We start from the raw sequence: 14,982 nt of genomic DNA, 5'->3' as shown, positions 1-14,982 counted from the left end.
TAACGGGATGCTTTCCCTTAGAAATTTAAAATTTGTTTGTTTAGTATTTAATCATATAAAGTGTAATTTCATCACGATTATGGAATAGCTGCTTTGCACGCTGAATCTGCATGCGCTCCCCTTCAAACATCGCAATAATTTCTTTGATCATCGCAAGTGGTTTCTTATGCATTAGTTTTACGGTCACAATGGCTGTTCCACCCGGTGACAGACTGTGGAGTAACCCAGTTACTAGCTTCGCCATCAGCTTAGGACTCCAGCTCATATCGCACACGAGCAGATCAAATTCATTGTCCCGGAATTTTACTTCTCCTGCGTTTTTACGAAGGATTTTCAAGCCCGGATAATTACGAAGGGACTCATGCATTAACGCAGGGTCAACCGCAGTAACCTTCATTCCACGTTCCAGTAAGAAAGAAGTCCACCCACCTGGAGAAGCACCAATATCTAACGCATTACGGAAGCTGTAAAAAGGAATATCAAACTCCTTCTCGGCTTCCATTAGTTTGAACTTAGCACGTGAGATTTGTCCATCTTCCTTACGAAAGCGGATGGCACCGCCATTCCAGCTAGATAAATTAGCTTCTGGTCTGGACACACCTGCATATAAGGCATTCCCGTCTGCGTAGACTGAAATAACCCAGGCTGGTTCTTGCACAGTAAATTCTGCGCCTAAGCTCTGCAATTGCTCTTGGAGCCATTCACGAAGTTCTCCTGGACTGTCCTGCCAGAAGGAAGGATCACCTTTACGAACATTTAGGGATACCTTTTCACCCTCAAGCTCAGTGTGGCGACTTAAATACACCGCTAAACGCTGTAGAGCTTCCATGGTTCCTTCATCCTGAAACTGAACAGGCTGTATATGACGCAGGAAAATGGGAAGATTCTGTGTGAGTAGGCGCGTTACTTCCTCTGGTTCAGATTGCAATGTAGCCAGAAAGATTTCTCCTGGTAGTAACAAGGTACTCTTCACAGCACCGAATAAACGGCGAAGCTCTTCTTGCGCATATGGCGCAAATCCGTGATTAGCTGTACAAATATATCGGGAATACACTTCTTCTTCCGGAGCAATGTTCTGCTCTTCGGTATCTTGTCTTAAATCGTTCAAATCGTTTTGCCTCCAGGTCTAATTTTAATCCAGGGACGACCGCTATCCCATTCAACATCAACAGGAATATCATAAGTGGCCAAGATCATTTCTTTCGTTAATACTTCTTCTTTCGGTCCAGATCCAGCTAGCTTACCCTCACGGATTAATGCAACATGCGTGAAAAGCGGGACAATTTCTTCCACATGGTGAGTAACGTATACTACAGAAACATTACGCTGTCTCAGCTTGTCTATTTCAGCCAGCATTTTTTCCCTTTCATATAGATCAAGGCCGGCACATGGCTCGTCCATAATTAATAGCTTAGGGTCAGCCATAAGACATCTTGCCAGCATAGCCTTTTTACGTTCCCCCTGTGACAAGGTCCCAAAAGGATGAAATGCCATATTGCCTAGATTCATATCTTCCAGCATGCTGATTGCTTTCTCTTTTACTTCGGAGGGGATCGTCTCGTAGAAACGCAAATAAGCGTAAGCACCTGTTGCTACGACCTCCCACACCGGATCTTCTAACGACATCTTTTCCATCAAGGAAGGCCCGATATAGCCAATTTCTTTACGAACCTCACGTATATCACATTGTCCATATTTATAACCCAGCACTTCTACAGTCCCTTTGCTAGGAAACAAATAACCAGTCATCATCTCTAAAATTGTGGTTTTACCGGAGCCATTCCGTCCCAAAATGACCCAGTTCTCACCTTCTTTAACTTCTAGCGACACATCGTCCAAGATTAAGCTTTCTTCCCTGCGGAGAGATAAATGTTGTAATGAAATGATTATGATATAACACTCCTTATGTATTCCAGCACTCGCTCAACTGAAACCATGGAATAATAAACTTTCGGATCATTTTCCCGTTCTGCAGAAGCTACAAGTAGTGCAGGAACGCTCGTAATACGATATTGTTGTACCAAATTCGGCAGCATGTTCACATTGCCTACAACCATTTGAAGTTCAGCAGGCAATAGATGAGCCGCCACCTCTAACATCCGTTCAGCAGCCTTACAAGTACCGCACAGTGGAGTGTGTAAGAATACTACAAGCGGTTCTCCTGAACTCTTGAGCGCCTCCAGTAATTCCACTTCATTCATTACCTTCATTTCAAGTCCGTCTCCTCGGCGATATCGCGAAGCTTATCAGAACTCAGGGGACCATTTACCAAAAGCATCCCCTCAGGTTTAGCAGTATATAAGATCTCATACATTTCTTTTCGCCCCCACAGACTGGAAGTGTGCAAATAGATTTCTCGGGGGAACAGTCCTTCCAGTACGATCCGTCTGGCAACTTCTCCACCCGAATAATCACCCGGTTCCATATCGTAATCCAGTGATAAAATATCCACCTCGCACTCACGCAGCATTAGAAGACATTCTTCCGTCGAACGAGCCAGAGCGAACCCTTTAGGTACCTTTCGAAGATCATCCATATAGATATGAATCACAATTACGCCTCCGCTTCAAACCAACCACGCACAGTAGCAATTTCTTTTCGGTGACTGCCATCCGCACCCTTCTCCGTTTCCATGACAACAGCTGAGCTTCGTAAAAGCTTGGAGGACAATAAGCTTTTCAGCCCCTGCTCTCCAATATGTCCTTGTCCGATTCCAGCATGTCTGTCGCGTCTTGAGTCGAAAGGAAACTTAGAATCATTTAAATGAACAGCAACAAGATGTGGCCAAAATCCAAGTCGCTCTCCTCGTTCAAGGAAGTCTTCCGTTCGCTCAGGGTTCCAGATACCAGCTGCGTAAGCGTGACAGGTGTCCAAACAAAATCCTATTTTCTCCGAAAATTGGCTAAGCTCTCGAACTTTCACGAGTTCTTCAAGTGTAATTCCTTCATTTCCATGGTTGCCCGCTTGATTCTCTATAAGCAGCTTAGTACGTCCATCCCAGGACTGAAGCACCTCATTCATACATTGTATAATATTTTGATAGCCTTGTAACGGCTCCATTCCACCAAAATGTCCAAAATGAACAACGATGCCTAATGAACCACAAGCTTCTGCAATCTCCAGATCATTTAAGAGAGAGGCTACATAAACCTTTCGCGGAGTAACATCATCTACACCAGCCGCCATGTTAATCCCATAGGGTGTGTGAGCAATCGAAGCAATCCCTTTGTCTTGGCAAAAGAGCGCACAATCCCTCGTATCTCTTACATCTACCTGTTTAAGTTTCAAACTACGCGGATTTTTAGGAAAATATTGAAAACATGTTGCACCGCTCTCCCAAGCGAATCGGGCAGCTCTCCCATAACCACCGCGAATGCTAACATGTGCCCCTATTTTGGAGCTATTCGTCATGCTGACAGTTTGGGCAATAAAACACTTTGCGTCCAGACTGCTCTGTTTTGATAATCGTTCCCCCATCACGAAGACAAGACTCGCCTTCACGATCATACACTTTACATTGATTATTATATGAACCTGTAACAGTATCCCCAGTCATAAACGGCATTTCCATGTACCCACCAATTTCAGTCGCCTCAGTCAGTACTTTTTGGATGCTCTCATAAAGACGGGCTATAGATTCAGTTGTTAAATTTTGTACTAGTGCAGAAGGTAAAAGCCTAGCTTCAAAGGCAATCTCATCAGCATAGCAATTCCCGACTCCAGCCATCACATGCTGATTTACTAACAGGCTTTTGAGCGCACCTCTCCGTCCCTTTAATAATGCAGTGAATCTTTCCAGCGTCATCCGACGATCCAGCAGCTCAGGTCCAAGCTTACCCATTGTGGCTTCGCTTTCCTTCACCGACAGCAAATGTATATAACCTAAGCGAAGTCCAATAAAGTAAAGGATATGATCTCCAAATGCGATTTCGACTTGTGTGTTACGATCCGGCCGTTCTTCCTCCGTGCCATAAAAAAGTATTCCACCAAGCATTAAATGTAAAAGTAGTCTTCGTCCATCATGAAGATGAAACAAAATATACTTGGCACGCCGCTCAACAAAAACAACACGCGCACCGATCAATGCATTTCTAAAAGCTTCTGTTTCCATATTAATTGATTTTTCTCTGTTCACGATTACATCAGATATTGGCACATTTATAATATGCTGACTAAGCAGCTTTCTATAATTCTCCATTTCCGGCAATTCCGGCATAGCTCATCGTCCCTTCTAGGTTGGTGAAGTAATAAGATCCTAGCTATTATACACCGAGAAACGTTTTAAGTTCAGTTAAATCGGCACAAATTTCATCCGGTGAGATTCCGGTAAGGTTTTTATAGTGGTCAAGATTTTCTGCATTGGTTAATCCGGTAAATACAAGAACTGTACGACAGCCCGCATTTACTCCAGCTGCTATATCTGTACGCATATTATCACCGACAACCACTGCATGTTCAGGCTCTATACCAAGAAGATCTGTCGCAAATTTGATTAAATGGGATTCCGGCTTGCCAATCACTACCGGACTCACTCCACTAGCAGCCTCGATGGCTGCTCCGATCGTACCTGCGCCAGGCATAATGCCATCATCTGATGGCAGCATTAAGTCTGGGTTAGTGAGTACAAACTTTGCTCCTCCCAGAATCCAGCATGAAGCTTGCGAGAGCGACGTATAGTTGAAGGAGCGATCGATGCCTTGCAGTACATAATCGGGTGAGTCTGTGACAATGCGGAGCCCAGCTTCGGTACAAGCCACATGCAAACCCTCTTCTCCAAGTATCGCCACTGCAGCCCCAGGTGATTCCTCAGCTATGTAACGTGCGGCCGCCATTGATGAGGTACATACCTCCTCAGCTTTCGCATCGATTCCCATTCCACATAAATGTGCAGCCACATTAGCAGCTGTACGGGATGAATTGTTGGTAACAAATAAAAAAGGAATGCCCACTTCACGCAGACCTTTAATCAGTAAATCAGCACCAGGAATCATTTTATGCCCATGGTATAACGTACCATCTAAGTCAATCAATAATCCTTTAATCTGTCCCATTATAGATCCCTCTATTTCCATAAAAAATTAATTAATGTGATAAATTAATAATGGTATTAATAAACATTCAACCTAAGCCCAGCTTGGATTTAGAATGATTAATAATACTTTTTGTTTGGTGGTATTGTCCGTTTATTTTCGGCAAGATTTCCAGCCATTCGTACCTCTTTCACGCTGTAATTACTTTAAATCTAACACACTTCGTCGAATGAAATCGAACGAGAGACTCTTCCAGCATTTTTTAGCATAGCACTGTCATTTCCTGCGCTTTCCCGGAAAATAATCATTTCCCCAATTGCCCGTTTTGTCTTCGATAAATTGGATATGTGCCGAATTCCTCCGCTAATAATGTCTCTGGAAAAATGAGTTCAGCTTCTTCCAGCAAAGGAATTAACTCTTCAGACGAACTGTAACGAGAGCTGAAATGAGTCAACAATAGTTGGCCTGCATTGGCTTCCTTTGCTAGCTCTGCAGCTTGACGTGCGGTACTGTGATGGTATTGATACGCCATTTCTGCCAGATCATGAGCAAAGGTTGCTTCATGAACGATAAGGTCTGCATGAAGTGAGAGTTCTAAAGCTCCTGAACAAGGTCTTGTGTCTCCCAAGATCGTAACAATACGCCCTCTTTTAGGTTCTCTAACAACTTCAGCAGCGCAGATACGAACACCGTCATCCGTTATAACATCTTCACCTTTTTTTAATTTTCCATATAACGGTCCAGGCTTTAAGCCATAACTCTTTAGTAATTCCGTATTGAGGCTCCCAGGACTATCCTTTTCCGTTACCCGGTAACCATAGCTATCAATACGATGCTCTAATAATGCTGCCTCCACTTTAAAACCATCATCCTCAAATACCGTTCCTCCTGTATGCTCGACAATCTCAATCTTGTATGGAATTCGGGATTGGCTCACAGCTAAGGATATATCTAAGTATGCCTTCAATCCAGGTGGACCATAAACCGTTAAAGGAGAAGTCCCTCCCTGATAACCACGACTAGATAATAAACCTGGAAGACCAAATAGATGATCTCCGTGTAAGTGTGTAATAAATAGCTTTTCCAGCTTCCCTAGGCGAATCGGTGAGCGAAGAACCTGATGCTGAGTCCCTTCCCCGCAATCGAACATCCAAATGCTACGGCGTTCTTCCAGAAGTCTTAATGCAATCGACGTTACATTGCGTTGTATAGTTGGTACCCCTGCATTCGTACCTAAAAAATATAATTCCATCCTTTGTCCTCCCTTCATCTTAACGGCTGAACAATCTCTTATCTATTCTAAACGTCCTTCTTCCAGCAAAAAACCCCCCAGTTACGGGAGGTTCCGCTGAAAGGGATACAATCCCCCTACAGACCGGGTGTATAAATGAAAGAATTACAGCTTCTCTACATTAAAATACTGTGCTTCTGGATGAGCGAATACCATCGCCGAAACGGAAGCCTCAGGCTCCATCATAAAGCCTTCTGTAAGGTGAACACCGATATCCTCTGGGGATAATAGTTTAAATAGTGGTCCCTGATCTTCCAGATCTGGGCATGCAGGATAACCAAAGGATACACGAATCCCTTGATATCTTGCCCCATGTCTTTGTTTCATGGTCATATCTGCAGGATCTGGGAAGCCCCATGTATCACGCATCATGTGATGAACACGCTCCGCTAATCCTTCTGCTACTTCCAGCGCTACAGATTGTAACGCATGTGAGCGTAAATAATCGCCATTATCCTTAAGGGCTGTAGAGAGCTCACGAACACCGTGTCCCGCTGTTACCACGAGGAATCCAACATAGTCCATCATTCCACTGTCGACCGACTTCAAAAAGTCCGCTAGACAGAGATAAGGCTCAACACCTTGTCTTGGGAAAGTAAAGGTATGCAGAATCTCGGCTGTATTCTGTGGATTATACACGATAATATCGTTACCACTTGATTGTGCCGGAAAGAATTGATACATCGCATGAGGAGTAATCGTACCTTCCAGCATCGCTTGATGTAGAATGTCATCGACAGTACCTTTCAACTCCACAGTCCGCTTATCACCAGCAACTAATTGCGCCTCTACAGAACCTCGTAGCCCCAGATGGTGACCGAGCAGCATTTGCATGTTCACATAAGGGATAATATGCCCCAATGGATAATTACGAATGACATGGCGCTCTAAATCGGGTGGAACAAATACAGGTGCATCTGGAGAAATTTTGGAGCGTACAGCTCTAGTCAGCGTAGGAAGCTCTTGCTTAGGAGCAACTGCCACTGCGGATTCTGCTTCCACTCGAATTTCCTCGGCAATTTTCTCCCGTTCAACAGGATTCATAAGCCGATTAGCAATATCGAGTCCATCCATAGCATCCTTAGCATATAATACCAGTCCATCATATTCCGGCCGGATACGTGTTTTGGTGAACTTTCGGGTCAAGGCAGCACCACCTACCATAATAGGCACATCAATCCCAGCCGTGCGTAGGTCTTGCGCAGTCAGCACCATCTGCTGTGCCGATTTTACAAGTAGTCCAGACAATCCGATCGCATCGGCTTTTTCACGACGAAACGCTTCGATAATGGTCTCAGGTGGTACTTTTATACCCAAATTAATGATCTGATAACCATTATTGGATAAGATGATCTCCACCAGATTCTTACCTATATCATGCACGTCCCCTTTTACAGTTGCCAGCATGATCTTACCTTTTACCGATGTCTCATCCTTCTTCATAAACTGCTCTAAATGACCAACAGAAGCCTTCATTACTTCAGCGCTTTGCAGCACCTCAGCAACAATCAACTCATTGTTATTAAACAGCCGTCCAACCTCTGACATTCCGGCCATTAGCGGGCCATTGATAATCTCCAAAGGTCCTGATTTGGTAAGCGCCTCATTAAGGTCTGGAATAAGTCCTTCTTTGGTGCCTTCAACTACATATGAAGCCAGACGCTCTTCTAGTGACAGGTTAGAAATTTTCTCTTTTTTCTCAACCTTTTTCCCTCGGAAGGCGGCTACAAAAGCAGCAAGCGTGTCGTCATTCGTATTATAAATTAATTCCTCCGCAAGACGACGGTCTTCAGCAGGAATAGACGCATAACGCTCTACCTTCTCGGTATTTACGATCGCATAATCCAATCCAGCTTTAGTGCACTCATAGAGGAATACTGAATTCAGCACTTCACGTCCTGCTTCCGGTAATCCAAAGGAAACGTTGCTGATCCCCAAGATCGTATGAACACCTGGAAGTGCTTCTTTGATTAAACGAATCCCATCAATAGTTTCTTTAGCAGAGCCAATATATTGTTCATCCCCGGTTCCTACAGGGAACACAAGCGTGTCGAAAATAAGGTCTTCTCCAGCTAATCCGTATTTGTTCACTAGTAAGTCGTAGGAGCGTTTGGCAACTTCCAGTTTGTCCGTAGCCTTAATTGCTTGTCCTGTCTCATCAATCGTACCCACTACGATAGCTGCACCATACTTATGAATCAATGGAGTGACCAGCTCAAATTTTTCTTCACCATCTTCAAGGTTAATGGAGTTAATTATCGCCTTACCTTGACAGTACTGTAATGCCAGATCAATAACCTTCGGATCGGTAGTATCGATCATCAAAGGAACTTTAACCTTTTTTACAACTAATTCTAGAAACAGCTTAATATCTTCAATCTCATCACGGTCTGGATCTTGCACGCAGACGTCGATAACTTGAGCACCACTCTTCACCTGTGCACGGGCAATTTCTGAGGCTTCCTCATATTTACCTTCGACGATAAGACGTTTAAACTTACGCGACCCTAATACATTCGTACGTTCACCAACCATGTATGGACGGTTGTCGTTCTCAATATAAATAGGTTCAATCCCTGAAAGTGCCGGTGGATGATTTCCTGCAAGCGGACGTGGAGGGAATTGTGAAAGTGCCTCCGACATAGCACGGATATGTTCCGGTGTCGTTCCGCAACAACCTCCCGCAATGTTAAGCCATCCCTTTTCTGCAAACGCAGCAATTTTACGCGCAAGAGAATCAGGAGATTCATGATAATGCCCATTCTCATCTGGCAGTCCAGCGTTCGGATAACAACTCACAGCCGCTGAAGAGATTGCAGAAAGTGAACGAATATGATCACGCATGAACTCTGGACCCGTCGCACAGTTCAGACCTATTGAGATAGGCTTCAGATGTTCTAAAGAAATATAGAATGCTTCAATGTTCTGACCAGCAAGTGTGGTACCCATCGGCTCTATTGTTCCCGAAATCATCACTGGCAATTTGATACCCGTCTTCTCAAATGCATTTCGAATACCTATACTTCCAGCTTTCACGTTCAGCGTATCCTGAGAGGTCTCTAGCAATAACGCATCTACTTGACCATCAATCAATGCCACTGCCTGTTCCTCGTAGCTATCAACGAGCTCTTGGAAAGTGACGCCTCCTGTAACAGAGAGTGTCTTTGTTGTAGGACCCATCGCACCTACGACATAGCGGGGACGATCTGGTGTATCATATTTATCAACGGCATTGCGAGCTAGCTTTGCTGCAACCAGATTAATTTCACGAGCCCGCTGCGGAATATCATATTCAGCAAGTACAACAGACGTTGCACCAAATGTATTCGTTTCAATGAGATCAGCACCTGCTTCAAGATACTGCTCATGAATCGTCTGAATTACTTCTGGACGAGTTAATACTAGCATTTCATTACAGCCGTCCAATTCTTCCCCACCAAAATCCTCACCTGTCAGAGGCACCTGTTGGATCATTGTGCCCATTGCACCATCTAGAATTAATATTCTTTGTTGTAAGCTTTCCTCAAGTGTATATTTAGCCAACGTATAGTCCCCCCAGTAAAACATTAGAGTAAGTTTAGCAGAATAAAGGAATTTCGAAAAGCCTTCCTTTCCACTCTGCATTATCTGTAATCATAGGAATTGCTATTCTTTTAATTATGGTTTTACAGAGAGTTCTTTATTAGGCATAGAATGCTGAGTTCTAGCAGTTACGTGTGATGTAACAATATATTGTCCTTCTTTCGTTAGTGTTCCCTCTGCTTGATAGATTCCATCACTGACTAGCTTCCCTTTAAATTCAATTTTCTGTTCACTATCATCTTTACTCACAATTTCGAACAGAACCTCTTTCGCATCATCTACTGCCAAGTTGTCTTGCGTCACCACTGCTTCAAAGGTCACCTTCTGATTTACAACAACCTCTTCAGGATTCCAATGTAACTCGACCTTGATAGGTTCCATAGACATGTCCATGTTCATATTCATATTATGTACGCCAGAATGTTTAGTTTGGTCTGATGAACATCCTCCCAATACTAAAAGTGTTGCACCTAATAATAAAGGAACTATTGTTCTTGAAATCTTCATTTAGATTCCTCCCAGTCGAATTGATTACTAAGAATCTACCAATTCATGTTATACATTCTCCATCTATTATACACATTATTATTGGTTTTTCAGTATTTCGCATCAATTCAGCTAAACTCTTGTGACTTAAATCATATACTAGTAAATCTCATCTATCATATTAAATATGATGTAGATATAAAAAAGACAGCAAGTCTCCTAGATACCTAGGAACTCACTGCCTTCTTTAAGCTTAAATGAATGAAATTTTATAAAGATTGGACTAATGAAAGAAGCTCTCCAAGATGTTTGATTTCATAATCCGGCTGAATTTCCGGATCTGGCTGTTTGCCTTTTCTATTAATCCAAACTGTAGTCAAACCTGTTGCCAGCCCACCACGAATATCCGTTGTAAGCTTATCTCCGACCATAACTCCTTGCTCAGGTGCAATATCTAAAAGTTCTAGGGCATGCAGAAAAATTTCCTTATCCGGCTTTCCTTTTCCGAAGCTTCCAGAAATCACGATGTGATCAAAGAAAGGAACGATTTCAGGTACGCCATCTAGTTTCTCTTGTTGCAATGCAGGGCATCCATTAGTCAGAAGCAATAGCTTCACTTTCCCCTTCAGTTCTTCAAGCACCTGAATCGTTTCTTCATAGATGTAAGGTCGATTTCTACGCTCTGCTGCGAATTTGGCTGCTAATGTCTCAGCAAGAGCTTCGTCCTCTACACCAAGTACTGCAAGACCACGACGCCATGCCTCTTTACGATACCCCGGTGCAAGCTGCTGCAATTGACGGAATTCCGGCTGTTCACCTGCAGTAAAGTTCCCCCAAAGTGCTTCAAACGGATTAATCCCAATCATCTTTGTAAACGGGTTCGTTTCGTAGGATTCATATAGTCCAATGGCTTCTTTACGCACCGCAAGTTCCAGTTCTTGTGGATCAATCGTATCCCCAGCGGCTTCACATGCAGAACGAAATGCTTCATTAACGCTCCGATCATCCCAGAGCAGTGTATCATCAAGGTCAAATAGTACGGCGGAAATTGGCATTACAGGTCTCCCTCTCCCATGGCTGGTTAATTTCTATTCGTGAACTACTTCAATTTGGTGAGCTTTTGCGAATGCTTCCAGTCGAGTCCCCATCGCATGTGTATCATAACGATTCATAAGTCTGGTAAAAATCCATTTCGTGCGTTTGCCTTTATGCTTAATTACAACAGCTCCACGCGAAAGGATGATTTTCTCAATATCAGAAGCTGGCAGATACCGTTCGCGGTTGAATTTTATAGTAGATAGTCTAGCATTCTCTACCTTCAAGTACGGACGTCGGAAGAACAAAAGTGCCGCTAGTAAGTAGTACAAAACGACTCCTAGCCAATTCATAAGCATACCATTACCTTTGGCCTGGTCCACTGAACCAATCATCCAAAACATAGTACCAAGCACTAATAACACTACTGGAAATGCAATGTTACGGCCTTTAAAGGTTTCGCTGTTCTTACCAGGAGATTTAGATTTAGATGCGTAAATCGTTTCCTTCCCCTGTTTCTTTCTTTGCTTATTAATTTGCTGCGTGTTGCGTTGAACCATTCTTTCCCAAGAACGGGCCATATGCGTTCCCCCTAGTCATCCAGTAATATCTATGAAAAGGAACAGGGTGTTAATGCTTACGCCCCTTGTTACCTTGTTCATGCTCATCATTATCGACCAATTCAATCGTATTCAATTGTGCTCGGAAGTTATTGCGAATATTCCCCAAATAAATTTCACGAAGCTTGGCGCGTTCCGCCGTTTCCTCTTGATTAAGGCCTACGCTCTTCTGTTTGCGTGCCAATTCGTTAATACGCGCGACCAACTCATCAATATTCAAAACTTTCCCTCCCCTTATAAATTAATTCTAACTCTGCCATGAGAAAAAGAGCTTGTCAAGGTTTACTCCCTGCAAGCTCTTCATGTCCTCTTATTATGTTCTTAGAATATTAATATATAGGTAAAGTGAGAATATCTCCAGCATTAATCTGACTACCTTTAATGCCATTGAATTTTTTAATTCCTTCTATATATACAGCCGTTTTCATATCAGAAGGTTTATTCTCAAGAGCAATACTCCAAAGTGTATCTCCACGTTCAACCACTACGCGCTTCTCATCCTTCATTAAAGTAGTAGATCCTGCAAATACATTACCTACTACTGTAAGTCCTGATAGTACGAGCACAATGATCAATGTCAGTTTAATAACAAAATCTCTTCGGAACAAACGCATCAAGCCTTCAAGCAAAAGCTCTGTTATCTCTTTAATCTGAGCTGAATAACGGGTAATAGGATTATGTCCTAAAGATTCAACCACTGGGGCTTTATCGTAGATGCTACGGTATGTACTGTATTTTAACATGAATATCATCCTCCAAACACTTGTTCTTACTTTTGAAATTATAATAACACGAACATGTGTTTTGTTCAATACTATTTTAGAACAATTGTTCTCTTTTTTTCAGAGGTTAATATTTACCATATTCTTCATATAAAGAATCACTCTTATCGTTTAGTTGAAGGAAACGCAATCAATACAAGACTACCATTTATTAACTCTTTCGAATTAATATTTATAATAGTTAGAACTTATGTTTGTGCGAACGGTAGTTCTATGTTATAATTTTCCCAAACATTACTATATGGGGTTGATTCCAATGTCAAAGATTTCAAGTCGCCAGCTGGCGATCCTGGAATTTATACGTAGCGAAGTCCGCAGCAAGGGTTATCCTCCTTCCGTCCGGGAGATTGGAGAAGCTGTTGGTCTTGCTTCCAGCTCCACAGTTCACGGTCATTTAGATCGGCTAGAGAAGAAGGGACTTATCCGTCGAGATCCAACGAAGCCTCGTGCGATAGAATTGCTTGGCCAAGAGGATTCCGAGAATGTCCATCATTTCGCGCAAACCGTCGCTCGCATTCCTGTCGTAGGTAAGGTTACCGCCGGGGTTCCTATCACTGCTACTGAGAATATTGAAGACTACTTCCCGCTTCCAACTCACTATGTTGGAGATAACAAAGTATTTATGTTATCGGTTCAAGGTGACAGTATGGTCGAAGCTGGGATTATGAATGGCGACTATGTTATTGTTCGTCAACAACAAACGGCTGATAACGGAGATATCGTTGTAGCTATGACCGAAGAAGATGAAGCAACCGTTAAGACTTTTTATAAAGAACGTGATCATATACGTCTTCAGCCGGAGAATCCGGCGTACGAGCCTCTTCGCCTTAATCGCGTGACCATTCTCGGCAGAGTTATCGGATTATTTCGAGATATCCACTAAGTATGCACTCCTACCAAGCGAAAACGGATACCGCCCTTTAAAGGACGGTATCCGTTTCTACGAGAAGTATAAGGATAGGGTATATCGTAAAAATATATACTTTCTTTTATTTTTTTAAAAGCTGTTCTGCAAATGCAGAACAGCTTTTTTATTGTTATCAAACTCCATTTATCAATCACAGAACATTTGTTCCCATAAGCTAAAATGACCATTTTTAATGAATAACCGTTTAGGCATCCTCCTCATATCTTAATTAGAAAGGAGTGTTACACAATGCCAAATTACCGGATTATAGTTGATCTGACGCAGCGTATGCTTTATCTTCTTGATAACGACATTGTGATCAGGGGTTTCCCAGTCGGAATCGGTAAAATGTTAACTCAATCACCACTCGGTGAATTCACAATCATTAACAAACAACCCGATCCAGGTGGTCCATTTGGGGTCTTTTGGATGGGTCTATCTAAGCCTCACTATGGGATACATGGAAATAATGATCCCTCATCCATAGGGCACGAAGTATCCCACGGTTGTATTCGTATGTACAATGAAGATGTGTTAGCACTAGCTGCGATTGTTCCGATTGGAACACGAGTAACGATCAGGAATTAAATCTATCTCTAAAGATAAACACGCCTCACTCATGGTTCAATGGAGGGGGCGTGTTTGTATTTATGTATTTTTGATGACCTAATAGGAATTATGTGGTTATATGTCGAATAATGTTAACAGGATTTCAAATTGAAAGGAAGTGTCTCGTTTTGAACAACTCAAAAATTAGAACCCTCGTCGATTTTAAAGTCGATGCACTTGTTAAACTCTCTGGCTTATTGTTAAACAACGATCAAGCGAGTGGAAAAAAAGTAAATTTACTCACCTCATTCGGCAGTATTCAAGGGACCATCTCCCCTTCCACCTCCAATAAAGAGGATGTTTTTGACTTAAAATCTCTAATGGATGATGTCATTGTAGATGAATACATATCTTATTTAGGTGCGGAACATCCCGATAAAAATTTCAGCTATAACTTTGTAGTCCTTAATGATGTTTCTGTAAGACCCTATACTCACTATGAATCTCCGATCGAATACAAACAGCTAATTGTTTATACCGATCAAATCACAGCCTTCAATTTCTTATGATTTTGACATATTTATTTTAAAAAGCTCTCAACAAAGCACTCCAGCAGTTGCCCCAATTTTGCACTCAGCTCGCAAAATCGGCAGATCTCTGGGTGCTTTCTCTTTTTCTAATCAGTAGTCGTTTCTAAATT

The 14,982-nt window shown here is 42.5% G+C and carries 17 protein-coding genes; 3 read left to right on the top strand and 14 right to left on the bottom strand.

Features of this window, described 5'->3' with window-relative positions:
* Nucleotides 1-40 precede the first annotated feature (40 nt).
* The 14 genes from ACFWMP_RS14515 to ACFWMP_RS14450 all read right to left on the bottom strand — a co-directional run bounded on the left by ACFWMP_RS14515 (nucleotide 41) and on the right by ACFWMP_RS14450 (nucleotide 12,787).
* Nucleotides 41-1,108, bottom strand: coding sequence for an SAM-dependent methyltransferase (locus tag ACFWMP_RS14515; RefSeq protein WP_339241603.1), 1,068 nt, complete (start codon nucleotides 1,106-1,108; stop codon nucleotides 41-43).
* Entirely contained in the window at nucleotides 1,105-1,887 is a 783-nt protein-coding gene (locus ACFWMP_RS14510; protein WP_379424308.1) for an ABC transporter ATP-binding protein, read from the bottom strand. Before ACFWMP_RS14510 ends, ACFWMP_RS14515 begins: the two co-directional genes overlap by 4 nt.
* On the bottom strand, nucleotides 1,887-2,210 hold the full coding sequence (locus ACFWMP_RS14505; protein WP_339241605.1) for a thioredoxin family protein: 324 nt from the start codon (nucleotides 2,208-2,210) through the stop codon (nucleotides 1,887-1,889). Before ACFWMP_RS14505 ends, ACFWMP_RS14510 begins: the two co-directional genes overlap by 1 nt.
* Nucleotides 2,207-2,551 (bottom strand): cyclic-phosphate processing receiver domain-containing protein, encoded by a 345-nt coding sequence (locus tag ACFWMP_RS14500; protein ID WP_339241608.1) that lies wholly within the window; start codon nucleotides 2,549-2,551, stop codon nucleotides 2,207-2,209. Before ACFWMP_RS14500 ends, ACFWMP_RS14505 begins: the two co-directional genes overlap by 4 nt.
* Nucleotides 2,552-2,553: 2 nt before the next feature.
* On the bottom strand, nucleotides 2,554-3,411 hold the full coding sequence (locus ACFWMP_RS14495) for a deoxyribonuclease IV (protein WP_042188832.1): 858 nt from the start codon (nucleotides 3,409-3,411) through the stop codon (nucleotides 2,554-2,556).
* Nucleotides 3,401-4,216 carry an Fpg/Nei family DNA glycosylase gene (locus ACFWMP_RS14490; RefSeq protein ID WP_042188834.1) on the bottom strand — a complete coding sequence of 272 codons (816 nt, stop codon included), beginning with the start codon at nucleotides 4,214-4,216 and terminating at the stop codon, nucleotides 3,401-3,403. Before ACFWMP_RS14490 ends, ACFWMP_RS14495 begins: the two co-directional genes overlap by 11 nt.
* A gap of 46 nt (nucleotides 4,217-4,262) precedes the next feature.
* Nucleotides 4,263-5,051 carry an HAD-IIA family hydrolase gene (locus ACFWMP_RS14485; protein WP_379424042.1) on the bottom strand — a complete coding sequence of 263 codons (789 nt, stop codon included), beginning with the start codon at nucleotides 5,049-5,051 and terminating at the stop codon, nucleotides 4,263-4,265.
* 283 nt (nucleotides 5,052-5,334) lie between these two features.
* Nucleotides 5,335-6,282, bottom strand: coding sequence for a ribonuclease Z (gene rnz / locus ACFWMP_RS14480; protein ID WP_379424041.1), 948 nt, complete (start codon nucleotides 6,280-6,282; stop codon nucleotides 5,335-5,337).
* A 144-nt stretch (nucleotides 6,283-6,426) separates the two neighbouring features.
* Nucleotides 6,427-9,804 (bottom strand): methionine synthase, encoded by a 3,378-nt coding sequence (metH, locus tag ACFWMP_RS14475; protein ID WP_379424307.1) that lies wholly within the window; start codon nucleotides 9,802-9,804, stop codon nucleotides 6,427-6,429.
* A gap of 174 nt (nucleotides 9,805-9,978) precedes the next feature.
* Nucleotides 9,979-10,410 carry a FixH family protein gene (locus ACFWMP_RS14470; RefSeq protein ID WP_052404319.1) on the bottom strand — a complete coding sequence of 144 codons (432 nt, stop codon included), beginning with the start codon at nucleotides 10,408-10,410 and terminating at the stop codon, nucleotides 9,979-9,981.
* Between the two features lie 248 nt (nucleotides 10,411-10,658).
* Entirely contained in the window at nucleotides 10,659-11,444 is a 786-nt protein-coding gene (locus tag ACFWMP_RS14465) for an HAD family hydrolase (RefSeq protein ID WP_379424040.1), read from the bottom strand.
* A gap of 33 nt (nucleotides 11,445-11,477) precedes the next feature.
* The gene (locus ACFWMP_RS14460) at nucleotides 11,478-12,005 is read right to left on the bottom strand and encodes a hypothetical protein (RefSeq protein ID WP_339241616.1); all 528 of its coding nucleotides are present in this window, start codon (nucleotides 12,003-12,005) and stop codon (nucleotides 11,478-11,480) included.
* 49 nt (nucleotides 12,006-12,054) lie between these two features.
* Complete coding sequence (locus ACFWMP_RS14455; RefSeq protein ID WP_042188845.1) at nucleotides 12,055-12,264, bottom strand: DUF896 domain-containing protein; 210 nt, start codon at nucleotides 12,262-12,264, stop codon at nucleotides 12,055-12,057.
* A gap of 109 nt (nucleotides 12,265-12,373) precedes the next feature.
* Nucleotides 12,374-12,787: a LysM peptidoglycan-binding domain-containing protein gene (locus ACFWMP_RS14450; RefSeq protein ID WP_339241620.1), complete on the bottom strand. Its 414-nt coding sequence runs from the start codon at nucleotides 12,785-12,787 to the stop codon at nucleotides 12,374-12,376.
* A 295-nt stretch (nucleotides 12,788-13,082) separates the two neighbouring features.
* Between ACFWMP_RS14450 and lexA the strand changes: the two genes are divergently transcribed.
* The 3 genes from lexA to ACFWMP_RS14435 all read left to right on the top strand — a co-directional run bounded on the left by lexA (nucleotide 13,083) and on the right by ACFWMP_RS14435 (nucleotide 14,851).
* Nucleotides 13,083-13,709 carry a transcriptional repressor LexA gene (gene lexA / locus ACFWMP_RS14445; RefSeq protein WP_042188849.1) on the top strand — a complete coding sequence of 209 codons (627 nt, stop codon included), beginning with the start codon at nucleotides 13,083-13,085 and terminating at the stop codon, nucleotides 13,707-13,709.
* Between the two features lie 273 nt (nucleotides 13,710-13,982).
* Nucleotides 13,983-14,321 carry a L,D-transpeptidase gene (locus ACFWMP_RS14440; protein WP_042188851.1) on the top strand — a complete coding sequence of 113 codons (339 nt, stop codon included), beginning with the start codon at nucleotides 13,983-13,985 and terminating at the stop codon, nucleotides 14,319-14,321.
* Between the two features lie 149 nt (nucleotides 14,322-14,470).
* Nucleotides 14,471-14,851 (top strand): hypothetical protein, encoded by a 381-nt coding sequence (locus ACFWMP_RS14435; RefSeq protein ID WP_042188853.1) that lies wholly within the window; start codon nucleotides 14,471-14,473, stop codon nucleotides 14,849-14,851.
* The last annotated feature ends 131 nt before the right edge of the window (nucleotides 14,852-14,982 follow it).

The sequence above is a fragment of the Paenibacillus sp. NPDC058367 genome (genome assembly GCF_042723305.1).
Classification (GTDB): Bacteria; Bacillota; Bacilli; order Paenibacillales; family Paenibacillaceae; genus Paenibacillus_AQ.
The sequence above is the reverse complement of the archived record's forward strand: the minus strand, read 5'-3'. Positions and strand labels throughout refer to the sequence as shown.